The sequence below is a fragment of the Pseudomonas abyssi genome, assembly GCF_003444685.1.
Taxonomy (GTDB): Bacteria; Pseudomonadota; Gammaproteobacteria; order Pseudomonadales; family Pseudomonadaceae; genus Halopseudomonas; species Halopseudomonas abyssi.
Genome location: NZ_LMAZ01000001.1, coordinates 1,118,898 through 1,142,682, shown reverse-complemented (window position 1 = coordinate 1,142,682; position 23,785 = coordinate 1,118,898). Strand labels below are relative to the sequence as shown.

Sequence of the window (23,785 nt, the reverse complement as noted above, 5' to 3'; positions counted from 1 at the left end):
GGTGCCCTGATTAACCTCGGCCGCGCACGACCTCAGCCTTCCTGCAAGATCCTCAGCATGCGGCGCAGCGGCTCGGCGGCGCCCCACAGCAACTGGTCACCCACAGTAAACGCCGACAGATACTGCGAGCCCATGTTGAGCTTGCGCAGGCGGCCAACAGGCACACTCAGCGTACCGGTAACGGCGGTCGGGGTCAGGCCCGCCAGGGTGTCTTCCTTGGTATTGGGGATCACCTTGGACCAGGGGTTGTGCTCGGCCAGCAGTGACTCGATATCTGCCAGCGGCACATCTTTGTTCAGCTTGATGGTCAGCGCCTGGCTGTGGCAGCGCATGGCACCGATACGCACGCAGATACCATCGACCGGGATCGGACGACCACTGCGGCCGATGATCTTGTTGGTCTCAGCCTGCGCCTTCCACTCTTCACGGCTCTGACCGTTAGCCAGCTGCTTGTCGATCCAGGGGATCAGGCTGCCGGCCAGCGGTACGCCGAAGTTGTCAACCGGGAAGGCGTCGCCACGCAGGGTCTCGGCAACAGTGCGGTCGATGTCCAGAATGGCACTAGCCGGGTCCACCAGCTTGTCGGCCACGGAGGCGTTGATCGCGCCCATCTGGCTGATCAGCTCGCGCATGTTCTGGGCACCGGCACCACTGGCTGCCTGATAGGTCATGGCGCTCATCCACTCGACGAGGCCTTGCTCAAACAGCCCACCCAGCCCCATCAGCATCAGGCTGACGGTGCAGTTACCGCCCACGTAGGTTTTGACACCATCACGCAACGCCTGATCGATATTACGACGGTTGACCGGGTCCAACACGATGACGGCCTCATCTTCCATGCGCAGCGTGGACGCAGCATCGATCCAGTAACCTTTCCAGCCCTCGGCACGCAGCTTGGGGTACACCTCGCTGGTGTAATCACCGCCCTGACAGGTAATGATGACGTCCATCGGCTTGAGTGCTTCAAGGTCAAAAGCGTCCTTGAGCGCAGGAATGTCCTTACCAATATCCGGACCCTTGCCACCTACGTTGGAGGTGGTAAAAAACACCGGATCGATATCGGCAAAATCATTCTCGTCGCGCATGCGTTGCATCAGCACAGAGCCGACCATGCCACGCCAACCAACCAAACCAACTTGCTTCATAACAACAACCCCCGTGGGGTAACAGATTCAAAGACACATACGCCCGGCCGAGGCCGGGCGTAAATGGATAATCGGACAGATTACAGGTTTTTCAGTGCTGCGACCACGGCATCACCCATTTCCGCAGTGCCCACCTTGCGGCAACCTTCAGACTGGATATCACCGGTGCGCAGGCCCTGGTCCAGCACCTGGCTGACCGCCTGCTCGATGGCATCAGCAGCCGCCACCTGACCAAAGCTGTAACGCAGCATCATCGAGACCGACAGGATGGTCGCCAGCGGGTTGGCAATGCCTTGACCGGCGATATCCGGCGCACTGCCGTGACACGGCTCATACATGCCCTTGCTGTTCACATCCAGCGACGCCGACGGCAGCATGCCGATCGAACCGGTCAGCATGGAGGCCTGGTCGGAGAGAATGTCACCAAACATGTTGTCGGTGACGATCACGTCGAACTGCTTGGGCGCGCGGACCAGCTGCATGGCAGCGTTGTCGACGTACATGTGCGACAGCTCGACGTCCGGGTAATCCTTGGCGACCTCCTCGACCACTTCGCGCCACAGCTGGCTGGAGGCCAACACGTTAGCCTTGTCGACCGAACACAGCTTCTTGTTACGCACCATCGCCATGTCGAAACCGACCTTGGCAATACGGCGCACTTCGCTTTCGCTGTAGGGCAGTGTGTCATAGGCCATGCGCTCGCCGCTTTCCAGCGTGGTGCGCTCGCGCGGCTTACCGAAGTAGATACCGCCGGTCAGCTCACGGACGATCAGGATGTCCAGACCGGAAACGACTTCCGGCTTGAGCGTAGACGCTTCAGCCAGTTGCGGGTACAGAATCGCCGGGCGCAGATTGCCGAACAGCCCCAGCTCGGAGCGAATCTTCAGCAGCCCACGTTCGGGGCGCAGTGCCGGATCAATGGTGTCCCACTTGGGGCCGCCAACCGCCCCCAGCAGCACCGCATCGGCAGCACGGGCGCGCTCCAGGGTTTCGTCGGCCAGGGGCGAGCCGTAGCGGTCGTACGCTGCGCCACCGAGATCATCAAAGCTCAACTCGTAGCCCAGGCCAAACTTGTCGTTGGCCAGATTAAGCACTTTGACCGCCTCAGCCATGATCTCCGGGCCAATGCCGTCACCCGGCAGAATCAGAATCTGTTTGCTCATTGCATTCCTCATAATGTGCTTGCGCACAGAGCACTGTGGCTCTGTGCTGAAATCAACCTGCCTCAGGCCTCGCGAAACAGCCAGGGCTGACGCTGACGATGGCCAGACTCGAAGGCGCTGATGGCCTCGGCGTCCTGCAACGTCAGGCCAATGTCATCCAGACCGTTGAGCAGACAGTGCTTGCGGAAAGCGTCCACCTCAAAGGGGTACTGCTTGCCGTCGGGACGAGTCACAACCTGCGCCTCAAGATCAACCGTCAGCTGATAGCCTTCGGTGGCCTCGCACTGGGCGAACAGCTCGTCGAGGTCCGCATCTGCCAGGATGATCGGCAGCAGACCGTTCTTGAAGCTGTTGTTGTAGAAAATATCGGCAAAGCTCGGTGCAATCACCGTGCGAAAACCATACTCGTCCAATGCCCACGGCGCATGCTCGCGGGAGGAGCCGCAACCAAAATTCTCGCGAGCCAGCAGCACACTTGCGCCCTGGTAGCGCGGAAAATTCAGCACAAAGTCTTCATTGATTGGACGGGTCGAGCAATCCTGATTCGGCTGACCGACGTCCAGATAACGCCACTCGTCGAACAGGTTCGGACCGAAACCGGTGCGTTTGATCGACTTGAGAAACTGCTTGGGAATGATCTGATCAGTGTCGACATTGGCACGATCAAGTGGGCAGACCAGACCAGTATGTTGGGTAAAGGCTTTCATCGGGACACTCCTCAGGCCTGCATCAATTCACGGACATCAATAAAGTGGCCGGTGACCGCCGCCGCCGCCGCCATCGCCGGGCTGACCAAGTGGGTGCGACCGCCGTTGCCCTGACGCCCCTCGAAGTTACGGTTGGAGGTGGAGGCGCAATGCTCGCCACTTTCCAGCCGATCCGGGTTCATCGCCAGGCACATGGAGCAACCCGGCTCACGCCATTCAAAGCCGGCTTCGATAAAGATCTGGTCCAACCCTTCCTGTTCGGCCTGCGCCTTGACCAGGCCGGAGCCCGGCACCACCAGCGCCTGCTTGACGGTCGCAGCCACCTTGCGGCCCTTGGCAACCGCGGCCGCAGCGCGCAGGTCTTCGATGCGCGAGTTGGTGCAGGAACCGATAAATACGCGGTCCAGCTTGATATCGGTGATCGGCTGATTGGCAGTCAGGCCCATGTACTTGAGCGCGCGGGTGATCGAGCCACGTTTGACGGCGTCAGCCTCCGCGTCCGGGTCCGGCACGTTCTGATCAACCGCCAGCACCATCTCTGGAGACGTACCCCAGCTGACCTGCGGCTTGATGTCTTCGGCGCGCAACTCGATGACGGTGTCAAAGTGCGCACCGGCGTCAGATACCAGGTCTTTCCAGGCTGCAACGGCGCGATCCCAATCGGCCCCCTGCGGGGCAAACGGGCGACCCTTGACGTAGTCGATAGTTTTCTCGTCGACCGCCACCATGCCGACGCGGGCGCCAGCTTCAATGGCCATATTGCACAGTGTCATGCGGCCTTCAACCGACAATTCGCGAATCGCGCTGCCGGCAAACTCCATCGCGTGACCGTTACCGCCAGCGGTGCCAATCTTGCCGATGACAGCCAGCACGATGTCCTTGGCAGTGACACCGAAAGGCAACTGCCCCTCAACACGCACCTGCATATTCTTCATCTTCTTGGCGACCAAGCATTGGGTCGCCAGCACATGCTCAACCTCGGAGGTACCGATACCGTGTGCGAGCGCGCCGAAGGCGCCATGGGTTGAGGTGTGCGAGTCACCGCAGACCACCGTCATGCCAGGCAGCGTCGCGCCCTGCTCCGGGCCGACAACGTGCACGATGCCCTGACGCACGTCGTTCATCTTGAACTCGAGGATGCCGAAAGCGTCGCAGTTCTCATCCAGCGTTCTGACCTGAATACGCGAGACTTCGTCGGCGATGGCGTCCAGCCCGCCTTGGCGCTCGGCCTTGGTGGTCGGCACGTTGTGATCGGGCGTCGCAATATTGGCGTCGATGCGCCACGGCTTGCGGCCAGCCAGTCGCAGCCCTTCAAACGCCTGTGGCGAGGTCACCTCATGGAGGATGTGACGATCGATATAGATCAACGCAGAACCGTCATCCCGTTCCTTGACGAGATGGTTGTCCCACAATTTGTCGTACAGCGTTTTTGCAGACATGGGTTACTCCTGGCATCAGACTCTGGCCACCGTCCCCTGCGGATACAGGTCCTGCGGCGGCTCTTCTACAGGCAACAGAATAAATTCCGCCCAAAGATAAAACAAAGGAATATTATTTATTAAACAGATAACCAAGTGGAATGCGATATGGACACAGCAAACCTGCAGGCCTTTCTTGCCGTTGCCGACACTGGCTCATTTTCGCGGGCAGCCGAACAGCTCCACCTGACCCAACCGGCGGTCAGCAAGCGCATTGCCATGCTGGAGCAACAGCTCGATGCCCGGTTGTTCGACCGCATTGGCCGCCACGTTTCGTTGACCGAGGCAGGCCTTGCCCTGCGACCAAGAGCCGAGCAGGTGCTCAGCCTGATGAATGATACGCGCCGCGCCCTGAGCAATCTATCCAGCGAAGTCTCCGGTCGTCTGAGCATCGCCACCAGCCACCACATCGGTTTGCATCGCCTGCCTCCAGTGCTGCGCGAGTTCACCCGCCGCCACCCGCAGGTGTCCTTCGATATCCAGTTTCTGGATTCGGAAGTCGCCTACGACAAGGTGCTGCATGGCGAGATTGAACTCGCCGTCATCACCCTGGCGCCGGAGGTTGCGCCGCCGGTAATGAGCGAGTTGATCTGGCATGACCCACTGGATTTTGTCATCGCGCCAGAGCACCCGCTTGCCCGGCAGCGCAATCTGGAACTGGCCCAGCTGGCGGCCTACCCGGCGGTATTTCCGGGCGCCAACACCTTTACTCACAAGGTGGTCAGCGATCTGTTCGAGCACTATCACGTTCAGCCACAGATCAGCATGAGCACCAACTATATGGAGACCATCAAGATGATGGTTTCCATCGGCCTGGCCTGGAGCGTGCTGCCACGCAGCATGCTCGACAGCCAGGTCAGTGTGCTGCAGCTTCCGGGGGTGCACCTGCAGCGCGAGCTGGGCTGCATCTGGCACAGCGGACGCACCCAGTCCAACGCTGCCCGCGAACTGATTACCCTGCTCCGCGCCGCCCGTACCGACGGCGAGGCAGACCGCTCGGCTACCCGACCAATGGTGTAGGCACAATGGCTTGTTGGCCGGCGCGGCAAGAGCTAAGGTCAAGGTAGACGGAAACTGCGGGCAAGACGCCCAGCCTCCCTGCTCGGCAGCGGGCCAATCATCGCTTTGCGCCGGGCTGGTTGGTCCCAGAATGGATCAGACATCAATGCCAGGCACAACCGGAGTCGCGCCGCCGACCCCCTCCACCGTAAACGACGCCTCCTTTGTGCTGTTATTCAACGGCATGCCTGGGCCTGCACTGCTTATTGACAGCCAGACCCAACTCATCATCGACGTCAACCCGGCGTTTATTCAGGCCACGCAGTACGAGCGCCACCAACTGCTCGGGCAACCCGCCGGCGACTTCCCGTTGTGGGGCCACCCACGGCGCTGGCACGCCATGATGCGCAGTCAGGCGCGCCAAGGCTCGCTGCGGGACCAGCCCATCGAGTTGCTGCGCCGTGATGGCGGCCTGCTCAGCTATCAGGTGAGCATCGTTAAGCTCAACCAGCAACTGCTGCTCTGCCTGCAGCCGCGCGCAAGCAGCAACGCCAGCGACCAAGCCCTCAAAGACAGCCGCAGCCGCTTGAGAATGGCGCTGGAGGCCGGACAGATGGGCATCTGGGATTGGCAGATAGCAACCGACGCCCTGCATTGCTCTGCCCGCAGCGCAGAGCTGCACGGGTTCCAGCCAGCCGACTGGGATGGCTGTGCCAGCCACTTCTTGCAGCATGTCGTCGCCGAAGACAGGCAGGCCATTCGCCGCGCCTTCATCGCTATCTGTCGGGGGCGCGAACCCCGCTATCGTCTGACTTATCGCGTCGTTGCCAACAAACGTCAGCGGTGGCTGCAGGCCACGGCCACGTTGCATCTCAATCAGCAGGGCCAGCCGGCCCGCATGATTGGCACGCTGGTCGACATCACCGACCAACGTCGCAATCAGAACGCCCTGGTTGAAAGTGAAGCCAAGTTCGCCATCCTGTTTCAGAACGCCCCTGACCCCTACTGCCTGGTGCACAATCAGCGCGTCATTGAGGTCAACCAGAGTTTTGCCCGCACCTTTGGTTACAGCGCTATCGACCTGATTGGCCGTCAACCCGAAGAGATCGGCCTGTGGAGCTCACACAGCGCACACCGCAGTCTGCAGCAGGCAGCCCGAGGCGAGCGCGAGCTGCACGGTTTTACCGAGACCTTCTCCACCAGCAACGGTCATCTGCTGCTATGCGAGGTGGGCAGCACACGCATTCGCATCAACCACCAACAGTGCGTACTGTTCAGCTTCCGCGATATCACCGCACGCACCCAGGCCGAGTCGGCCTTACGCGCCTCGGAAGACAAGTTTGCCCGCGCATTCAAGGGCAGCCCTGACTCAATCAGCATCAGCGAGCTGAAAACCGGACGCCAGCTCGAAGTCAACGACGGCTTCTGCCGCCTGACCGGCTACAGCCCAGAAGAAGCCATCGGCCGCACCGTCAATGAACTCGGCATCTGGATAGACGCAAACGAGCGCGACGACCTGATCCGCACAATGGACGAAAAGGGCGGGGTCTACGGACGCGAAATGCGTATTCGCACGCGCCACGGCAAGGAGATTCTGGTCTCTGTTTCGGCCCAGCCACTCACCCTGGATGGCCTCGACTGCATGTTGCTGACCGCCCGCGACATCACCGAACAGAAACGCATCGAGGCCCGCGTCAAGCATCTTGCCTACCACGACGCGCTGACCAACCTGCCCAATCGCCTGCTCCTTAGCGACCGCCTCAGTCAACTCAACGCCCTGCACCAGCGCCACGACCTGAGAGGCGCCCTACTGTTCTTTGACCTTGACCATTTCAAGCACATTAACGATTCGCTGGGGCATTCCTGTGGCGATGCGGTGCTGCAGGAAGTAACCCGCCGCCTGCTCTGCCGCGTGCGAGCCGAAGACACCGTTGCACGCCTTGGCGGTGATGAGTTTGTCGTGCTGCTCAGCGGCTTTACCAGCACAGGCCCTGCCCTGGCGCAGGAGGTAGAACGCGCCGCCCGTGAGCTGCTCGACGCCATCTCTGCGCCGATGCAGATTGAAGGCCACGCTCTGCAACTCAGCGCCAGCATCGGGATTGCGCTGATACCGGATCACGGCGACAGTGCCGAGGACTTGCTAAAACGCGCCGATATCGCCCTGTACCGCGTCAAAGAGCGCGGACGTGACGGCATCGCCTTTTTTGAACAATCGATGCAGGTGGCGGCCAGCGAACGCCTGGCCATCGAATCCGAGCTGCGCAGGGCCATCAGCAAAGGCCAGTTCTGTCTGCACTACCAGCCACAGTTCGACTATCGCAGCCAACGCATCGAGGGCGCCGAGTCGCTGCTGCGCTGGCAACATCCGGAGCGTGGCCTGATCGGCCCCGGCGCCTTTATCGACGTCCTGGAGCAAAGCAGCCTGATACTTGAGGCCGGCCGCCAGATTCTGCATCAGGCCTGCACCTTCATCGCCGAACTGCTTGGGGCTGGTTTGATCACCCCACACTTCCGCCTGAGCGTCAACATCAGCCCGCGCCAGTTCCGCCACGCCAGTTTTGTCGACGACGTTTTGGGCGCCATCGCCCTGCACGACATCCCGACCAGTTGCCTGAGCCTGGAGATCACTGAAGGCATAGTCATCGAGAATATCAACGACACCATCGACAAGATGAACCTGCTGCGCAGTCATGGCGTGCACTTTGCCATCGACGACTTCGGCACCGGTTACTCCTCCCTGAGCTACCTGAAACAGCTGCCTGTTGACCTGCTAAAAATTGATCAATCCTTTGTTCGCGACTGTCCACACAACCCCAACGACGCCGAGATCATCCGCGCGATCATCGCAATCGCCACCAGCTTGCACTTGGGCCTGATCGCAGAAGGCGTGGAAACCCGGGAACAACTGCAATTTCTGCATCAGCAAGGCTGCGAGCAATTTCAAGGCTACCTCTTCGGCAGACCGATGGACGCCAGCCAACTGCGCAGCCTGCTGCAAAATCCGCCCGATTACGCTGTCACCTGAACCGCCAACTCGATCACAAAGCGACGGGATTAGCGGCCTCCAAAGGAACGGCTGCCAACCTTTGCTGTCTCAACGGCATGGAGCGCGACACCGTGTTGCGACCACAGATCATAGGCAGGAAAGGAGTATTCATCATGAACAAGTCTATGTTGACAGGCGTCCTGATCGGCGCGGCAGTAGCCACAGCTGGCGGCGCCATTGCCGGCTACACCGCCTTTGTGGACACCACCCCTACCGAGGCTGAAGTTCTTGATGTAGCCGAAATCACGGAAACGCAACGGACCCCGCGCGAAGTCTGCAATGACGTCGCCGTCACCCGGCAAAAACCTGTGCAGGACCAGAATCGCATCCTTGGCACTATTGCCGGCGCGGTCGTCGGCGGTGCACTGGGCAACCAGGTTGGCGGCGGCAGCGGCAAGAAGATCGCCACCGTCGCTGGTGCCGCCGCTGGTGGCTACGCCGGCAACCGAGTGCAGGAAAACATGCAGAACAACAGCACCTACACCACTACCGAGCGTCGCTGCGAAACCGTCTACGACAGCCACGACGAAGTGGTTGGCTATAACGTGAAATACCGCATCGGCGATGAAACCGGCACCGTCCGCATGGACGAAAAACCCGGCAGCAGTATTCCGCTGAAAGATGGCCAGCTGGTGCTCAGCAGCAACTGATTTCTCGCCCCTTCAGACTCAAGGCCGCCATGCGTAAGCATCGCGGCCTTGCACGTTCGGGAGGTGCTTACGCCGCCACGCGCCCCAGCCATTCACACCGCGCGAGTACTGCGCAACCTCACTCCAGCCCCTCGGTGCTCTCACGGCACAACTCCAGCCACCGTTCCACACCCGCGCTGCGGAACTTCTGCCTGTGCAGCGCAAAGTAGAAGCGGCGGTGAAAATCCCGATGCGGGACAGGCAGCGGCACCAGGCGCCCGCGATTGAACGCATCAACCAGAGTGATCTCCGACAGACAGCCCAGCCCCAGCCCCGCCTCCACTGCACGCTTGATGGCCTCGGTGTGCTGCAGCTCCAGCTTGACATCCAGATTGGCCAGCAGCCCATGCATCGCCCAGTCGAAATGCTGACGGGTGCCTGAACCGGGCTCCCGAACGATCCAGGCGGCATTCAGCAAATCTTCATCCGATAGCCAGGGCTTGCCTGCCAGTGGATGATCTGGCGCGCAGAACACCACCAGCTCGTCATCGCGCCAATGCACCATCTCCAGGTCGGGATGCCGGCTCTCGCCCTCGATCAGCCCCAGGTCGAGTTCAAAGTTGGCCACCTTGCGCACGATGGTCTCGGTGTTGGCGACCTCCAGCTCTACCCGCGCCCCCTCCTGCTCGCTCATGTAACGCGCCATGATCTCGACCGCCAGGTAGTTGCCGATACTCAGGGTGGCGCCGACACGCAGGTGCCCGGTGCCCTGATGGCGGGCCAACGCCTCCTCCAGACTGCTTGCCTGCTCCAGCAGGGCTTGCGCGCGCGGACGAATGCTGTCGCCCAAGGCATTGAGCTGCAAACGCTTGCCAACCCGATCAAACAGCTGAACGTCAAACTGGCTTTCCAGGTCTTTCAGCGCGCTACTGGCCGCAGACTGCGACATCGAGAGACTGGCAGCGGCGCGGGTCAGGTTTTCGTAATGCGCCGTAGCCAGAAAAACCTCAAGCTGGCGCAGGGTATATTTCATTATCGATTTTACCGAATAGTTATATAAGAATAATTCTCTTTAACGCCAAGACTAACCGCGCGTAGACTCCCCGGCCAAGAGATGTTCACTTCTGGAGGCGTCATGGCAGGCTTCAACACCGAGAAAGTACTCAGCGTGCACCACTGGACAGATACCCTGTTCAGCTTCAAGACCACCCGTGACCCGGGTTTCCGCTTCAAGAACGGACACTTCATCATGATCGGTCTGGAAGTGGAAGGTCGCCCGTTGATGCGCGCCTACAGCATTGCCAGCCCGAACCACGAGGAAACCCTGGAGTTCTTCAGCATCAAGGTGCAGGACGGCCCGCTGACCTCGCGCCTGCAGAACATTCAGACCGGCGATCAGATCATGATCAGCCGCAAGCCGACGGGCACTCTGGTGCTGGATCACCTGATCCCCGGACGCAACCTGTATCTGCTGAGCACCGGCACCGGTCTTGCGCCGTTCATCAGCATCATTCAGGACCCGGAAACCTACGAGCAATATGACAAGGTCATTCTGACCCACGGCTGCCGCAATGTCAGCGACCTGGCCTATCAGGAACTGATTACCGACACCCTGCCGAACAACGAGTACTTCGGTGATCTGGTACGCGAGAAGCTGATCTACTACCCCACGGTCACCCGTGAGCCCTTCCGCAACGAAGGCCGCCTGACCGACCTGATGAGCAGTGGCAAGCTGTTCGAGGATATCGGCCTGCCGAAATTCGATCTGGAGCAGGACCGCTTCATGCTCTGCGGCAGCCCCAGCATGCTGAAGGATTGCTGCGAGATCCTCGACGCTCACGGCTTCCAGGAAGCCCGCCACGGCGACCAGGGTCACTACGTGATCGAGCGAGCCTTCGTCGAGAAATAAGCGGCCCGCCGTCACGAAAAAGCCCCGGCGCTCACGCGCCGGGGCTTTTTTATGCCTTGCCGCCCCGCGGCCCCGCAACAAACCAGATAATCAGCCCCAGTAGCGGTAGCAGCACCACCAGCAGAATCCACAACAGCTTGGCTCCCATGCCCGCGTTACTCTGCAGGATGTTGATAATGGCCCAGATATCGCCAATCAGAATCAGCAGACCGATCAGCCCACCACCGGTATTCATGTTCATGCAGCACTTCCTTTATTGGGTGTATCCACAGTATAGGAAGCCTGGCGAATTTCGCTGTCAGATCTCCAGCGGCGCCAGCTGGACCAACGCAGACTGGGCAACCGGCTGATACGCCAGGGCACTTTCTGCTGCGGCCGTATCCACCCAGCTGCAGGTGTCGCCGGGCGTGGGCAACATGCATTGCGACAAACCGGCCGGCAAGGCCAGGCGATCACCAGCCCGCAGAGCAATGAGCAGTACCGACGACTCACTGAGCAGGCATAGCCTCACCCGCCCCCGCTCTATACGGCGCTCCAGCGCCCCGCAAACAAAAACCTGGGCACCATCAATGCACTCCTCCGGCTGTTCATAGGCAGGCGCACCGTGGCACTCGTGTTTACACTGGGCACCGGGCGTAACCGGCGCCCCGGCCGGCAACAGCGTTATGCCCATCGCCGCCAGCTCGGTTTCAATATCCTGCCTGTGAGTCAGTACCCGACGCGGACACTGCAAGTCCTCCGCGCCGTAGACCGCCAGAATGCTCATCCAGCCCCCTTGGTTGATTGGTCGCCCAGGCGCAGCAGCAATAGCAGCATGCCGACAAAGGCTGCCAGCGCGGCAGCGGCAAACGTCAGCGTGGGCCCCATGCCAGCCCAGGCATAACCGGAACACAGTGCGCCCAGCGCACCGCCAATGCCGGCCAGCGTGGCATAAAGCGCCTGCCCCTGTCCCTGATACCTTTCGCCAAAACGCTGTTGCACCAGATGAATGGAGGCAACATGAAATGCGCCGAAAGTCGCGGCATGCAGCAGCTGGGCAAACACCAGAACCAGCATCTCCTCGGCCAGCTTACCGAGCAACAGCCAACGCAGCGCCGCCAACGCAAAGCTGACCACCAGCAGTTGCCGCAGGCTTATCCAGGCCAGCAGGCGGTGCATGAACATAAACAGCACAATCTCGGCCAGCACACCCAGAGCCCAGAGCATGCCAATGAGTCCACGGCTGTAGCCCAGCGCCTCGAGGTGAATGCTGAGAAAGGTGTAATAGGGCCCATGCGACAGCTGCATCAACGCCACGGCCACAAAAAACGCGGGCACGCCGGGCTGGCGCAGACGCTGCACGAATCCATCACCGGCCACTGCTGCGCTGGCAGGCTGGCGTGGCGGCTGCGGTACCAAGGTGCTGCACACTGCAATCAGCAGCATGATGCCGAACATCGCCATGGGATAAACAGCCATGCCGGCACGCTGCAGCAACAGGCCCAGCAAGACTACGGTAAGGATAAAGCCAACCGACCCCCAGAGACGCAGTTGGCTGTAGCGCGCTGATTGACTACCCAGGTGTGCCAGTGTAATGGCTTCAAACTGCGGCAAGACGGCGTGCCAGAAGAAGCTGTGCAGCGCCATGATCGCCGCCAGCCACCAATAGTCCTGCCGCCAGAAGATGCCCGCAAAACAGAGCGCGGTCAGCAGCGCGCCGACGCGAACAATCAGCAGACGCTGCCCGGTAGCGTCCCCCAGCCAACCCCACAGGTTGGGCGCAATGCAGCGCATCAGCATGGGTATCGCAACCAGCTCGCCGATGCGCGCCGGCGAAAAGCCGAGCGATTCGAAATACAGCGACAGGAAGGGCGCTACCCCGCCCAGCAGGGCGAAGTAGGCAAAGTAGAAACCGGACAGCCGCCAGTAAGGCAGCGGTGCCCCCGCGACCGCACTCACGGCTGCCCGCGCCGGATCAGAGTTGACCCAATACCGGTGTGGTGACCTTCACGTCGGCGTTCTGCGAGCGATGGCGTAGCAGATGATCCATCAGCACCAGCGCCATCATCGCCTCGGCAATCGGCGTGGCACGAATGCCCACGCAGGGGTCGTGGCGACCCTTGGTGATCACATCGACCGACTCACCGTTCACGTCAATGGAGCGACCAGGGGTGGTAATGCTGGAGGTGGGCTTGAGCGCAAGGCTGGCGACAATCGGCTGACCAGAGGAAATGCCGCCCAGCACGCCGCCAGCCTGGTTACTGACGAAGCCTTCCGGCGTCAACTCATCACGGTGCTCGGTGCCGCGCTGGGCTACGGAGGCAAAGCCGGCACCAATTTCGACCCCCTTGACCGCGTTGATGCTCATCAGCGCGTAGGCCAGCTCGGCATCCAGACGATCAAAGATCGGCTCGCCCAGCCCGGGCGGCACACCGTCGGCAACCACGGTGATTTTGGCGCCGACCGAGTCCTGGTCACGGCGCAGCTGATCCATGTAGGCCTCCAGCTCGGGAATCTTGTCCGGGTCGGGGCTGAAGAAGGCATTGTCGTTGACACCATCCCAGCTCTTGAAGGGGATCTCGATGGGCCCCAGCTGGCTCATATAACCACGCACCTGGATGCCTTGGGCGGCCAGGTACTTCTTGGCAATCGCACCGGCAGCAACACGCATTGCGGTTTCTCGCGCAGACGAACGGCCGCCACCGCGGTAGTCGCGCAGGCCGTACTTGTGGTGGTAGGTGTAGTCGGCGTGGGCCGGGCGGAACAGGTCCTTGATCGCCGAGTAGTCCTTGGACTTCTGATCGGTGTTGCGAATCAGCAAGCCAATCGGGCAGCCGGTCGTCACCCCTTCAAACACCCCGGACAGGATCTCGACCTCATCGGCCTCCTGGCGCTGGGTAGTGTGGCGGCTGGTGCCGGGCTTGCGGCGATCCAGATCACGCTGCAGATCCTCACTCGACAACGGCAGACCGGGCGGGCAGCCATCAACAATGGCGACCAGCGCCGGGCCGTGGCTTTCGCCGGCCGTGGTAACAGTGAAGAGGGTACCGAGCGTGTTTCCAGACATACCAAGAACCTGAGCTGAACATGGGCAGTGCGGCAGTATACCCGCTGGCCGTTAACGGTGACAGTCTGCGGCCCGGCGGGTAGGCTACGCCCTCCTCATTTAACGCCGGAGCCTTCATGAGCGAGCTGCTGCCGTTATTGCTACCCGACAACCTGGCTCCGCACTGGGCGCTGATACTGATCCTCGCCGCCGCCCTCACTTCTGCGGTAACTGCTGCGATGGGCGCCGGCGGTGGTGTCATGCTACTGGCCATCATGGCGCTGATCATGCCGGCTGCCGCGATCATTCCAGTCCACGGCATGGTGCAGCTAGGGTCCAATGCCAATCGCGCCCTGATGACCTGGCGGCATATCAACATGCGGGTCATCGCCTGGTTTTTCCCGGGCGTGGTGCTGGGCGCGCTGGCCGCCAGCCTGCTGCTGGTACGCCTGCCGCTGGCCGTGGTACAGCTGAGTATCGCGCTGTTCATTCTGCTGTTGTGCTGGGGGCCGGCAATACCCAAGGTGGCCACCGGGTCTGTCGGCACCCTGCTCGCGTCGGTAATTACCAGTTTTCTCAGCCTGTTTGTCGGCGCCACCGGCCCTCTGGTGGCCGCGTTTATCAAGCAGCAACAGGCGCATCAGCGCCTGCAGACCGTGGCAACCTTCGCTGCTGCCATGAGCCTGCAACACTTGCCAAAGGCCTTTGCCTTTAGCGCCGCAGGGTTTATCTTCTATGACTGGCTCGCCCTGATGGCAGCCATGATCGCCGCTGGCGCACTGGGCACCTGGCTCGGCCTGCATCTGCTCAAGCGTATGAGTGACACGCACTTTGGACGACTTTTTAACTTGGTGCTCAGCTTGCTGGCTGCTCGCCTGATCTGGGAAGCTGCGTCCACCTGGTGGTGACATTACAGAAAACCGTCATTCGGCCGATACAGGCTGGAGAGGTGCACAAGCACCCGTAGTCCCCCAGGATGACAGCATGACCTCAACCGACGCACTGGCTGACCGCACTCCCCCGGAGCAAAGCGCCCCGCGGGATCCGTTCGCCCGCGCCAAACCGTCGGATGCCTACTGGGTGCAACTCAAACCGGTGTTCAAGGCGCGCATGCTGGTACATCCGGAGAAACTTGCGCAGATCGCCGTCACCCAGGAACAGGCAGGCCTGCTCGAATTGCTGCGCCTGCAGGTGCGCTTTGAAGGCGAACCGCTCGCCGAGTCCGGCAACCGGATGGAAGTACTGGTAGACCACAAGCGCAAGCGGGTGCGCTTCGGCCCGATTGACGGTGTGCAGATCCAGCCCAGTCAACGCGGACTGGGCACCTTCATGCTGGCCCAGTTGATTCACTGGTGCCAGCGTTATTGCGGGGACTACGCTGTGACCCCAATCACTCTGCGCGACAGCGACAGCGCCACCGAAGATGCCCGCAAGGCCCGTGACACCATCCTCAGCCACGCCGGCTTCAGCATCACCCCGCTGGACAGCGAGGCCGGTACCGCCCTCGCCCAGGCCAACCGGGTCAACGATCTGATCGGCAGCTGGAATACCGAGCGCATACAACCTCTTCAAATCAATACCCTGTTGGCCCAACTGCGTGAGCACGAAGGGCTGAACCAAAAGCAAAGCGCCCAGATCAACCAGCTCGAGTCAGCTATCGCCAGTTACAAGCGCGCCGACCTGGGCAACCGCTTCGCCATCGGCTGTCTGATTGTCTTCTCGATTTTCCAGGCGTTGATGCTGCTGTGGGTAGTACTTCGCTGAGCCCACACCCAGCAACGACCTGCGCAGCGAACGCCACGCAGGAGCCGCTAAAACGCGTCACAGGCTCTCGGCAAACAGTGACTGAAAGTGACGGCACTGCTCTGCGCTCAGCACAAACACACCGTGGCCACCCTGCCGGAATTTGACCCACTCAAAGTCCACCTCTGGCCACTCGGCCATAACATGCACCATGCTGTTACCCACCTCGATCACCAGCACACCGTCCTCGGTCAGATAATCCGCCGCTTCAGCCAGCATCCGGCGCACCAGATCCAGGCCGTCGTCCCCTGCGGCCAGTCCCATTTCCGGCTCGTGTCGATACTCGTCGGGCAGCAAGCTCATGTCTTCTGCATCCACATAGGGCGGATTGCTGACAATCAGATCAAAGCGCTCACCGGCTAGCCCGTCGAAGCCATCCGACCAGCGCGCCTCAACACGCTCGGCCAGTTCGTGCATCTCGATATTCTGTTCGGCCACCGCCAGCGCATCGGCAGACAGGTCCGCCAGCACTACCTCGGCCTCAGGAAACGCGTAGGCACAAGCGATGCCAATACAGCCACTGCCCGTGCACAGATCCAGAATACGCAGCGGCTCTCGCTCCAGCCAGGGTTCAAAGCGACCATCAATCAATTCAGCAATGGGAGACCGCGGCACCAGCACCCGTTCATCCACCACAAAATCCAGCCCGGCAAAACGTGCATGCCCGGTCAGATAGGCGGCAGGCATGCGCAGCCGAATGCGCTCCTCCAACAACGCCACAACGGCGTCACGCTCCTCGTCGGTAATGCGACAATGCAGATACTCCTGCGGCGTTTCCCAGGGCAGGTACAGGGCGTGCAGCACCAACAGCCGCGACTCGTCCCAGGCATTGTCGGTGCCATGACCAAAAAACAGCTCGGCCTGATGGAAGCGACTGACGCCCCAGCGAACCAGATCCTGAATGCTGTGCAAAGCGGCGTATTCACTCATGATGGAAGAGTCCTTGTTCAAAGCAGGCTGCCATTTTACCCGCCAGGCCGCCGGCGACCAGCCGCGAATGAAAACAAACACCGGCTGTATCGGGCGCCAGGCAGGCTTTTCGATAAGCTGCAGCTGTTACACTAGCCTTTTTGCGTAGCGGCCAGCAGCATGACACAGGACTTTTCTCCCGACGACGATCTCGACCTTTTCCGTCAAGCCGTGCAGGGCGCCAAGCGTCTTAAGCACGACCGGGCCGAGGTCGGCAAAGCCCCGCGCGACCGCGCCAGCATCGCCGCCAGTCGCCAGCGTGCGACCCTCAAGGACAGCGCCGTCGTGGTCGATGGCCTGTCAGACCAGTTCGTCATAGATGTCGACCCCGAGCAGGAGCTGGCCTGGGCAGCAAACGGTGTGCAAGACGCGCAGCTGCGCAAGCTCAAGCAAGCGCAGATCCCCTTCGACGGCTCCATCGATTTGCACGGCATGACGATCGAGCGCGCCCGCGAGCTGCTTTGGGCCTTTCTAGCCGAAGCGGTCAAGCAGGAGATCCGCTGCGTACGGGTTACCCACGGCAAGGCCCGCCGGCTGGACGGTCGCAAACCGATGATGAAAAGCCACGTCAACACCTGGCTCAGGCAGCACGACAAGGTGCTCGCCTTTACCTCCTGCATTCCCCGGCATGGCGGTACCGGATCAGTCTACGTGCTGCTGCGCAGAAACATGCTTGAAGGAAGGGACGACTGAGGAGCAGTTAGCAGTTGGCAGCTGGAAGCTGGAAAGAAAAAGCTCGGCAAGCGCTTTCACCCGCTTAACGTCTTTGCTGTATAGACAAGCCGTCGCCTACACACTGGCGCGCGCCGATAATCAGGCATTTCGCTTCAGCCACTCAGCTGCCGCATCCCCCATGGTTTTCGGCGTGCCGTCACGCATCCAAGCCATAAAGGACCTGTCAAAGCGGAACGCCGGGCCGCAAGCCTCACGCATAAAGCGACGCACATTCTGGGTGTTGCGATACCCCGCATTGACTGGCGTCTGCGGAGTGATCACGTCTCGATGCCAATCAAAGGCAGCGAGTTCCAGAGTTTTACCTTTCACGCTTATGCCCTCACAGTCTTCAAGCTGGGAACGCCCGAAAGGCGTCCCAAAAGGTCACGCCAACGCGCGTGCTACTCGGCAAAGCCCACAAAACTGGCCACCTCTGCCACCTCACGGCGCCGTGACACCACCGCATTGGCCGGGAAGCTGTCATCGGGGTAGCCCATCGCCACGCAGATAATGATCACCTGATCATCCGGGATACCCGCGTGTTCGCGCACCACCGGTGAATGCATGATGCCCTGGCTGTTGACCACACAGCCCAAACCGCGAGACCAGGCCGCATTAACCAGACCATTGACCAAAGCCCCACAGTCGAACTGGGCAATGTCGCCCTCACGCAGTTGGCGATCATAGGTCACCACCACCGAGACCGGCGCATCGAATTGCCGAAAGCCGCGTAAGACCCAGTCCTGCCGCTTTTCCTTATCGTCTCGGGCAATCCCCATGGCCTCAAACAGCTGCACCGCGATCTCCACCTGGCGCTGGCGGTGAACCCCCTCGTAGCTGCCCGAGTCACGGGTTTCCTTGGACGGCGCTACGCCGGTGACCATACGCTCGGTATTCTCCGCACGAATGCGGTCCAGCGGCTCGCCGGTCAGCACATGCAGGTGCCAGGGCTGGGAGTTCATTGATGACGGCGCCCGCGTGGCCAGACTGATGACCTCCTCAAGCACCTCGCGCGGCACCGGCTGTTGCCGAAAAGCACGGATACTGCGCCGCCCCAACACCACATCATCGTAATTCACCGCTGCACTCCTCCTGCATGAAACCTCGACTTGTTATTCGCCGACGGTAGCACAACAAACAGGGCGGCTGATGACGGTCAGCCGGCGGCTATAAAGGGGTATTCAGCAACTGAGGGCAAAGAGGTAAACCAGACAAGGCACACCCTCCTCAGCCGCGATGAACATTGTCATAGTCATCCGCCCTGGGCGTAGCCTGAATGCCACGCGCCTCTTGTTCGCGGTAGTAGGTCTCGATGCTCAACTCTGGGTCGATGCGAGCGCGCAGAATGCAAGGCCGTTGTTGCCAGCGATAGGCTGCGTTGCGGCGCATGACGTCAGGCAGGCCGCGCTCCTGCCAGGCACGAGGATCGAAGTCGCGCCAGCGGCGTGAAGGCTTGGCTTTCTTTGCATCGTACTGGGCGGAGGTTTGATCAAGGTGACGAAACTGCTCCAACACCGGCAGCTCAGGTAAAGGCTGGCTCACATCCATATAGCGCTGCATACAGTCCCAGAAGGCCATGGCCTCCTCCGGCTTAAGCCCCAACGGATGCAGTTTGCCACCTAAAAACACCTTACAGGTGGTGTACCTATGATACAGCCAGAGCGCCATGCCACCGCCGCCAAGAGGGTCTGGTCTGTACTCCATGGTCGCATCAAATTCATAAAACGGAGCTACAAAGGGCTGACGAAAGCGACGTGCAATCGTCACCATACCGGTCTGGCGGTTGATTTCACTTCCGTCGTGCTTGAACAGGCGCAGATACAGGTCAAGCAGAAAGTCAAAGCCGACCACCCCCATGAACACGGCCAAAACGATATAGCCACACATAACTAGCGAAGCGTAATCGCCGGAATCAAGGTAATTATAGGCTCCACCAAGTGCCGCCAAAGCCAAGGGTAGGCTCATCAGATACAAATACGCCTTTAAACCTCGCCCCCAATAAAGCCAAGCGCTGAACGCGCAGAGGGGTAACGCTGCAAACGCCATAACAAAATAGGCAAGCTCCACTTCCGGGAAAAACTCCAGCAAGGAAACAACAGCAAATAGCCACGGCAAAAGTAATAGCGCTATGTACTTAAAAAAGGGGACAAGGATAAGAATCCTGTTGAAGTTCTCGAACCGCCATCGTTGATGGTTACAGTAAACATCAGTATCACCGGTGCGCTCGAGCCAGGTCTGCTCTTGCCCTCGCAGTTGGCCATCCACCAGTTGCCAAGGATTCAAGCCGGCGTAATACCCCCAATTTAACTGGGTACGTCGCAACCCGGTTCGATTTTCATCTTCCCGCCATCTGTGCGGCGGTTGGCTAGGTATGTTAGTTGAATCGTATGCGCTAGCCGCATACGAAAGTTCAGTCTGTGCAGTATTCAATGCAGTTCCTTTGCTTACTTTCCATGGGTAAAAAAAACAGCGAGTGAGACCAGCTGCGCAAGGTTCTGCACTCTAACAAAACACGATTATTGCGTTGCATGTAAAACATGCATTGGCTTAGTGAATATTTGTCAAAGACGTCAGCCTTGGGCGTGCCTGAATACCACCCGCCTCTAGTTCTCGTTAGTAGGTCTCGATGCTTAAACGCGGATGGCCACTAGACGTTTTCTTTATTCGACGACGGCGAATCGGCATCGACCTTCAAGATGGTCTCCTGCTCGGCTATCGCACGTTCCAGTTCAGGCGAGCGCTTGGCCCACTGCTCGGGAGGCAAGGGCTTGGACCATTCAATGACTTCGGGAGCGGATAGGTCGGGGATGTGCTCTAATTTTCGGCTCATCAATACAGCCACCCAAGGGATACCAAAAATAGTGAGGCCACATAATGTAGTTAAAGCAGGACCGACGGATTTAGCTTTAACCTCATCAACGAATTGCGCAAAGTAGCTCTTCCATGCGCCCCAATAACCCTCCCGCTCTATTTTTTCAGACGTCTCAGGAATTGAGCTGTTGGGCACCACTTCCGGACCAACTTCCATAAAGCTGCGAATGCACTCCCACTGCGCCATGGATGAAATACCACCACCGGCATTGACCGCCAGAACCCAGCCTTCTTTATTCGGCGCGTAGTCCTCGTACTCTTGCCCTTTAAGCGGAAACCACAACACAAGGCTACCGTGCTGGCTTGCACCACCGGCATTGAGGCTGAGGGCTCTAGGAGCAATCGCGTGTACCCGCTCCCAAGGCACAAACCAATACTCACCACTAGGCTCGGTAATACAGACTGCTCGGCGATGACGGTTGAAGCGAATAGGGGAGTAAAGCGGCTTGCGCCACTGCTTGATGAACAAGTACCAGAGGGTGCCCATAAATCCGAACCCCATAACGGCCAATGTCATCAGGCTAAGCCAGATATCTCCACTCGCAACAACCCAAACTGAAATAGCCAGAAACATAACGGAGCCCATATGCAACGTCATCCAACCCGCGCCCATAGCAAAACTGCCGATATCCAGGTAAACGTCATTCTTGCGCCAGAGGACATTCATCAGATCGCTGGCGGGCTGGCCGGTAGGGATGGGTAGCGGAGCGAGTAGCATAGGGCCCCAGCTCTCAGCCGCGATGAACGTTGTCATAGTCATCCGCCTTCGGCGTAGCCTGAACGCCACGCGCCTCTTGTTCCCGATAGTAAGCCTCAATGCTTAACTCTGGGTCGATGCGAGCGCGCAGAATGCAAGGGTGTTGTTGCCAGCGATAGGCTGCGTTGCGTCGCATGGATTCATGCTGGCCGCGCCGTTGCCAGGCGCGGGCATTGGTATCGCGCCAGCGGCGTGGTGGCCTGCCGCTTTGGGCATCGTACTGCGCGGTGGTCGGATCAAGGTGGCGGAATTGCTCCAGCACCGGCAAATCCGGCAGCGGCTGACTGGTGTCCATATAGCGCTGCAGACAGTCCCAGAACGCCATCGCCTCCTCTGGTGACAGCCCCAAGGGATGCAGTTTGCCGCCCAGGAACACCTCACAGGTGGTGTATCTGTGGTGTAGCCAGAGCGCCATACCACCGCTGCCGTGGGAGCCGGGGCGGTACTCCATGGTGACATCAAACTCATAGAACGGCGCCACAAAGGGCTTACGAAAGCGACGTGCAACGGTCACCATTCCGGTCTGACGGTTAAATCCGCTGCCGTCGTATTTGAAAAGACGCAGGTAAAGAGCGATCAATAGGTCAAAACCGATGGCGGCCATAAATATGGATAGTCCCATGACCACTGGAAACCAGAAAATTTCTACGTCCTTGTCAAGTCCAAAGTGCGCAATAGATACACATACAACGCTTATTCCTAGGCCCGAGATTGCGTGTATCAAGTATGATTTAAAGCTTTTCTCCCAATATAGCCAGGCACTTATCCCAATCATAATAAAAGCAATAGAAACCCCTAGAAATAGTATTACTTTAGACTCTTGATAAGCTTCTGCCACCGCTGCCATCACAGAGAACAGCCAAAACACCCAAGTCGCCCCAAGCAGCGCAACATACTTAAACAAGATAAAAAGCAAAAGTATCTTATTGAAGTTTTCGAACCGCCAATGCTGGTGATCACAGTAAATGTCACCATCACCAGTACGCTCCAACCAAGTTTGATCTTTTCCCTGCAACTGCATATCAACCACCTGCCAGGGATCTAGGCCGGCGTAATATCCCCAGTTCAACTGAGTACGACGCAAGTCGGTACGATTTTCGTCTTGCCGCCACTTATGCGGAGGCTGCCTGGGTATTTGGCGCGAATCATAGGCACTGGCTGCATATACACTACTACTCAGTGTTTGGCTCATAGAGAGTCTCGCTCACTTAGCGCAATCAGCCAGTAGGGGACGCTGCCATCAACATCACGCTCCTCGGGAAATCGTTGCGGGTCAAAGGCAGCCCAGTCACGGGCGGCGGGTTGCGGTAGCACCAGATCATCGAAGGCAGGAAAGGGGTCATTCGGCCTGCACTCTTGCCGCCCCAACGCAAACTGCGCCCTCACTTTAAGGCCGTACTGCATTTGCATCAGGCCAGTGTGCGCCTGGCTACCAATATGCGGCAGGATATAGACAACGCGGCTGGCGTCCATAACCACTGCGCCTAGCTTGTAATGAGAGAGCGGCCTAGCTGGCAAGCGCTTCCAGCCGGTCTGATGGCCCCGAACCCACTGCAGCTCCGAGGCCATCAATCGGAACCGGCTGTCGTTAGGATATTGGCCCAGCAAACCTGACTGCAGCTCAACTACCCAGTCGAGGGGGTGTAACTCGCGCTGGCTCTCACGCGCAGCCAGCTCCAGCTTTCGGCGTTCCTCTTCCGGCGCTGCCGCGGTCCAGACGCTCAAGCGAGCGATCTTTGCCTGCGGCTCGCCAATCGCCCCCAGCAGCTGCTGGTAGGCGATTCTAGGGTCGTTCATATGTGGCAGGCGATGTTCAATGCCGAAGGGGCCATGTTTGATCGCCTGCTCAATCGCACCGTCGGCCATCAGCGCCGCCGCTAACGCTCCGCCGATTAGAAGCACAACACCCGCCGCCAACACCCAGGGACTTGCCAGCACACCTATCGTATACAACGCCCAAACCGCACTCCCTCCTGCGGCGATGGCGTTCGCAACCGAAACGTCTTTGTCTCCTGCATCAAAAGCGCGCTTAGCGTCCCAAACAAAAATTGCTGAAGTAAATACCATGGCCACCGTACCAGCAGCACGGGAGGCATTTAGCAAAGTACTACCGGTACGACGCTGCAAGTTTCCGGCCCAGCGTTCTGATACTTTTGAGACATCAATGCGCCCTTTTTCCCAAAGCACATACCAGGGAGACCTCCCTCCGGAGCCCTCAATGACTTTCAGCGCAACATTATTGGACGCCAGCAAAAGGTCCGCGGAGGCTGACAGGGTAACGCCTACCCTTCTAATCCCTGAGGCCCCCTCAACGTTCACATGCAAGTTATAAGCAGCCATCACCGTCGCCAACAGCGGCAACGCGGGCGACTTGGCTAGTTGCGTAGCCCGTCCAACATTGGCGGCGCCCACCCGCCAGCTATTAAGCTCCTGCACCAGCGGGTCGTTTGCCGGGGCAGCGACCACCATCAGGCGGCCCAGGTCTTTGCTCGCAAAATGGTTCGCCTTTGCGAGCTTGCCGCTGGAGGTGCCGAGCACGTCTCCGGAACGGCCTTGCAGGTTGCTGTAAA

General features: G+C 59.6%; 23 protein-coding genes. 7 read left to right on the top strand and 16 right to left on the bottom strand.

Annotated elements, in window-relative coordinates; translation table 11 throughout:
• Positions 1 to 32: 32 nt before the first annotated feature.
• The 4 genes from asd to leuC form a co-directional block, all read right to left on the bottom strand.
• Positions 33 to 1,145 (bottom strand): aspartate-semialdehyde dehydrogenase, encoded by a 1,113-nt coding sequence (gene asd, locus ASB58_RS05305; protein WP_118129581.1) that lies wholly within the window; start codon positions 1,143 to 1,145, stop codon positions 33 to 35.
• An 80-nt stretch (positions 1,146 to 1,225) separates the two neighbouring features.
• A complete protein-coding gene (gene leuB / locus ASB58_RS05300; protein ID WP_118129580.1) occupies positions 1,226 to 2,308 on the bottom strand; it encodes a 3-isopropylmalate dehydrogenase in 1,083 nt (360 codons plus the stop codon).
• Positions 2,309 to 2,370: 62 nt separating this feature from the next.
• Positions 2,371 to 3,015 (bottom strand): 3-isopropylmalate dehydratase small subunit, encoded by a 645-nt coding sequence (gene leuD / locus ASB58_RS05295; RefSeq protein ID WP_096004715.1) that lies wholly within the window; start codon positions 3,013 to 3,015, stop codon positions 2,371 to 2,373.
• Positions 3,016 to 3,026: 11 nt separating this feature from the next.
• Positions 3,027 to 4,454, bottom strand: coding sequence for a 3-isopropylmalate dehydratase large subunit (gene leuC / locus ASB58_RS05290; protein WP_118129579.1), 1,428 nt, complete (start codon positions 4,452 to 4,454; stop codon positions 3,027 to 3,029).
• Between the two features lie 147 nt (positions 4,455 to 4,601).
• On the opposite strand from leuC, the gene ASB58_RS05285 reads away from it, so the two are divergent.
• The 3 genes from ASB58_RS05285 (at position 4,602) to ASB58_RS05275 (ending at position 9,188) form a co-directional block, all read left to right on the top strand.
• Complete coding sequence (locus ASB58_RS05285; RefSeq protein ID WP_096004713.1) at positions 4,602 to 5,513, top strand: LysR family transcriptional regulator; 912 nt, start codon at positions 4,602 to 4,604, stop codon at positions 5,511 to 5,513.
• Between the two features lie 145 nt (positions 5,514 to 5,658).
• Positions 5,659 to 8,517, top strand: coding sequence for a bifunctional diguanylate cyclase/phosphodiesterase (locus ASB58_RS05280; RefSeq protein ID WP_181977864.1), 2,859 nt, complete (start codon positions 5,659 to 5,661; stop codon positions 8,515 to 8,517).
• 134 nt (positions 8,518 to 8,651) lie between these two features.
• Positions 8,652 to 9,188 carry a glycine zipper 2TM domain-containing protein gene (locus tag ASB58_RS05275; RefSeq protein ID WP_083728181.1) on the top strand — a complete coding sequence of 179 codons (537 nt, stop codon included), beginning with the start codon at positions 8,652 to 8,654 and terminating at the stop codon, positions 9,186 to 9,188.
• Positions 9,189 to 9,306: 118 nt separating this feature from the next.
• Here ASB58_RS05275 and ASB58_RS05270 read toward each other — a convergent pair whose 3' ends face one another.
• Positions 9,307 to 10,200 carry a LysR family transcriptional regulator gene (locus tag ASB58_RS05270; RefSeq protein ID WP_096004711.1) on the bottom strand — a complete coding sequence of 298 codons (894 nt, stop codon included), beginning with the start codon at positions 10,198 to 10,200 and terminating at the stop codon, positions 9,307 to 9,309.
• Between the two features lie 102 nt (positions 10,201 to 10,302).
• On the opposite strand from ASB58_RS05270, the gene ASB58_RS05265 reads away from it, so the two are divergent.
• Positions 10,303 to 11,076, top strand: coding sequence for a ferredoxin--NADP reductase (locus tag ASB58_RS05265; protein WP_118129577.1), 774 nt, complete (start codon positions 10,303 to 10,305; stop codon positions 11,074 to 11,076).
• 49 nt (positions 11,077 to 11,125) lie between these two features.
• On the opposite strand, the gene ASB58_RS05260 is transcribed toward ASB58_RS05265, so the two are convergent.
• The 4 genes from ASB58_RS05260 to aroC all read right to left on the bottom strand — a co-directional run bounded on the left by ASB58_RS05260 (position 11,126) and on the right by aroC (position 14,122).
• Positions 11,126 to 11,311 carry a PLDc N-terminal domain-containing protein gene (locus ASB58_RS05260; protein WP_096004817.1) on the bottom strand — a complete coding sequence of 62 codons (186 nt, stop codon included), beginning with the start codon at positions 11,309 to 11,311 and terminating at the stop codon, positions 11,126 to 11,128.
• A gap of 63 nt (positions 11,312 to 11,374) precedes the next feature.
• On the bottom strand, positions 11,375 to 11,842 hold the full coding sequence (locus ASB58_RS05255; protein ID WP_118129576.1) for a hypothetical protein: 468 nt from the start codon (positions 11,840 to 11,842) through the stop codon (positions 11,375 to 11,377).
• Complete coding sequence (locus tag ASB58_RS05250) at positions 11,839 to 13,014, bottom strand: MFS transporter (protein WP_118129575.1); 1,176 nt, start codon at positions 13,012 to 13,014, stop codon at positions 11,839 to 11,841. Before ASB58_RS05250 ends, ASB58_RS05255 begins: the two co-directional genes overlap by 4 nt.
• A 16-nt stretch (positions 13,015 to 13,030) precedes the next feature.
• Positions 13,031 to 14,122: a chorismate synthase gene (aroC, locus tag ASB58_RS05245; protein WP_118129574.1), complete on the bottom strand. Its 1,092-nt coding sequence runs from the start codon at positions 14,120 to 14,122 to the stop codon at positions 13,031 to 13,033.
• A 116-nt stretch (positions 14,123 to 14,238) separates the two neighbouring features.
• On the opposite strand from aroC, the gene ASB58_RS05240 reads away from it, so the two are divergent.
• Together ASB58_RS05240 and ASB58_RS05235 are read left to right on the top strand one after the other, a co-directional pair.
• Positions 14,239 to 15,009 carry a sulfite exporter TauE/SafE family protein gene (locus ASB58_RS05240; protein ID WP_118129573.1) on the top strand — a complete coding sequence of 257 codons (771 nt, stop codon included), beginning with the start codon at positions 14,239 to 14,241 and terminating at the stop codon, positions 15,007 to 15,009.
• 76 nt (positions 15,010 to 15,085) lie between these two features.
• Entirely contained in the window at positions 15,086 to 15,865 is a 780-nt protein-coding gene (locus ASB58_RS05235; protein ID WP_096004704.1) for a hypothetical protein, read from the top strand.
• A gap of 57 nt (positions 15,866 to 15,922) precedes the next feature.
• On the opposite strand, the gene prmB is transcribed toward ASB58_RS05235, so the two are convergent.
• Complete coding sequence (gene prmB / locus ASB58_RS05230) at positions 15,923 to 16,834, bottom strand: 50S ribosomal protein L3 N(5)-glutamine methyltransferase (RefSeq protein ID WP_118129572.1); 912 nt, start codon at positions 16,832 to 16,834, stop codon at positions 15,923 to 15,925.
• A gap of 159 nt (positions 16,835 to 16,993) precedes the next feature.
• Between prmB and ASB58_RS05225 the strand changes: the two genes are divergently transcribed.
• Positions 16,994 to 17,566, top strand: coding sequence for a Smr/MutS family protein (locus ASB58_RS05225; protein ID WP_118129571.1), 573 nt, complete (start codon positions 16,994 to 16,996; stop codon positions 17,564 to 17,566).
• A gap of 120 nt (positions 17,567 to 17,686) precedes the next feature.
• On the opposite strand, the gene ASB58_RS05220 is transcribed toward ASB58_RS05225, so the two are convergent.
• From ASB58_RS05220 to ASB58_RS05195, 6 genes are all read right to left on the bottom strand, one after another.
• On the bottom strand, positions 17,687 to 17,917 hold the full coding sequence (locus ASB58_RS05220) for a DUF6434 domain-containing protein (RefSeq protein ID WP_235827222.1): 231 nt from the start codon (positions 17,915 to 17,917) through the stop codon (positions 17,687 to 17,689).
• Positions 17,918 to 17,988: 71 nt separating this feature from the next.
• Positions 17,989 to 18,666 carry a nitroreductase gene (locus tag ASB58_RS05215; protein ID WP_083728191.1) on the bottom strand — a complete coding sequence of 226 codons (678 nt, stop codon included), beginning with the start codon at positions 18,664 to 18,666 and terminating at the stop codon, positions 17,989 to 17,991.
• A gap of 148 nt (positions 18,667 to 18,814) precedes the next feature.
• Complete coding sequence (locus tag ASB58_RS20165; RefSeq protein ID WP_235827221.1) at positions 18,815 to 20,017, bottom strand: hypothetical protein; 1,203 nt, start codon at positions 20,015 to 20,017, stop codon at positions 18,815 to 18,817.
• A 217-nt stretch (positions 20,018 to 20,234) separates the two neighbouring features.
• A complete protein-coding gene (locus ASB58_RS05205) occupies positions 20,235 to 21,212 on the bottom strand; it encodes a hypothetical protein (RefSeq protein ID WP_118129570.1) in 978 nt (325 codons plus the stop codon).
• A complete protein-coding gene (locus tag ASB58_RS20160) occupies positions 21,190 to 22,407 on the bottom strand; it encodes a hypothetical protein (RefSeq protein ID WP_235827220.1) in 1,218 nt (405 codons plus the stop codon). The genes ASB58_RS05205 and ASB58_RS20160 overlap by 23 nt, the downstream gene beginning before the upstream one ends.
• On the bottom strand, positions 22,404 to 23,753 hold the full coding sequence (locus ASB58_RS05195; RefSeq protein ID WP_118129569.1) for a hypothetical protein: 1,350 nt from the start codon (positions 23,751 to 23,753) through the stop codon (positions 22,404 to 22,406). Before ASB58_RS05195 ends, ASB58_RS20160 begins: the two co-directional genes overlap by 4 nt.
• Positions 23,754 to 23,785: the final 32 nt, after the last annotated feature.

Bases quoted from the DNA above. Each gene is read 5' to 3' on its own strand.
- asd (WP_118129581.1), bottom strand. From the start codon at position 1,145: ATGAAGCAAGTTGGTTTGGTTGGTTGGCGTGGCATGGTCGGCTCTGTG.
- leuB (WP_118129580.1), bottom strand. From the start codon at position 2,308: ATGAGCAAACAGATTCTGATTCTGCCGGGTGACGGCATTGGCCCGGAG.
- leuD (WP_096004715.1), bottom strand. From the start codon at position 3,015: ATGAAAGCCTTTACCCAACATACTGGTCTGGTCTGCCCACTTGATCGT.
- leuC (WP_118129579.1), bottom strand. From the start codon at position 4,454: ATGTCTGCAAAAACGCTGTACGACAAATTGTGGGACAACCATCTCGTC.
- ASB58_RS05285 (WP_096004713.1), top strand. From the start codon at position 4,602: ATGGACACAGCAAACCTGCAGGCCTTTCTTGCCGTTGCCGACACTGGC.
- ASB58_RS05280 (WP_181977864.1), top strand. From the start codon at position 5,659: ATGCCAGGCACAACCGGAGTCGCGCCGCCGACCCCCTCCACCGTAAAC.
- ASB58_RS05275 (WP_083728181.1), top strand. From the start codon at position 8,652: ATGAACAAGTCTATGTTGACAGGCGTCCTGATCGGCGCGGCAGTAGCC.
- ASB58_RS05270 (WP_096004711.1), bottom strand. From the start codon at position 10,200: ATGAAATATACCCTGCGCCAGCTTGAGGTTTTTCTGGCTACGGCGCAT.
- ASB58_RS05265 (WP_118129577.1), top strand. From the start codon at position 10,303: ATGGCAGGCTTCAACACCGAGAAAGTACTCAGCGTGCACCACTGGACA.
- ASB58_RS05260 (WP_096004817.1), bottom strand. From the start codon at position 11,311: ATGAATACCGGTGGTGGGCTGATCGGTCTGCTGATTCTGATTGGCGAT.
- ASB58_RS05255 (WP_118129576.1), bottom strand. From the start codon at position 11,842: ATGAGCATTCTGGCGGTCTACGGCGCGGAGGACTTGCAGTGTCCGCGT.
- aroC (WP_118129574.1), bottom strand. From the start codon at position 14,122: ATGTCTGGAAACACGCTCGGTACCCTCTTCACTGTTACCACGGCCGGC.
- ASB58_RS05240 (WP_118129573.1), top strand. From the start codon at position 14,239: ATGAGCGAGCTGCTGCCGTTATTGCTACCCGACAACCTGGCTCCGCAC.
- ASB58_RS05235 (WP_096004704.1), top strand. From the start codon at position 15,086: ATGACCTCAACCGACGCACTGGCTGACCGCACTCCCCCGGAGCAAAGC.
- prmB (WP_118129572.1), bottom strand. From the start codon at position 16,834: ATGAGTGAATACGCCGCTTTGCACAGCATTCAGGATCTGGTTCGCTGG.
- ASB58_RS05225 (WP_118129571.1), top strand. From the start codon at position 16,994: ATGACACAGGACTTTTCTCCCGACGACGATCTCGACCTTTTCCGTCAA.
- ASB58_RS05205 (WP_118129570.1), bottom strand. From the start codon at position 21,212: ATGACAACGTTCATCGCGGCTGAGAGCTGGGGCCCTATGCTACTCGCT.
- ASB58_RS20160 (WP_235827220.1), bottom strand. From the start codon at position 22,407: ATGAGCCAAACACTGAGTAGTAGTGTATATGCAGCCAGTGCCTATGAT.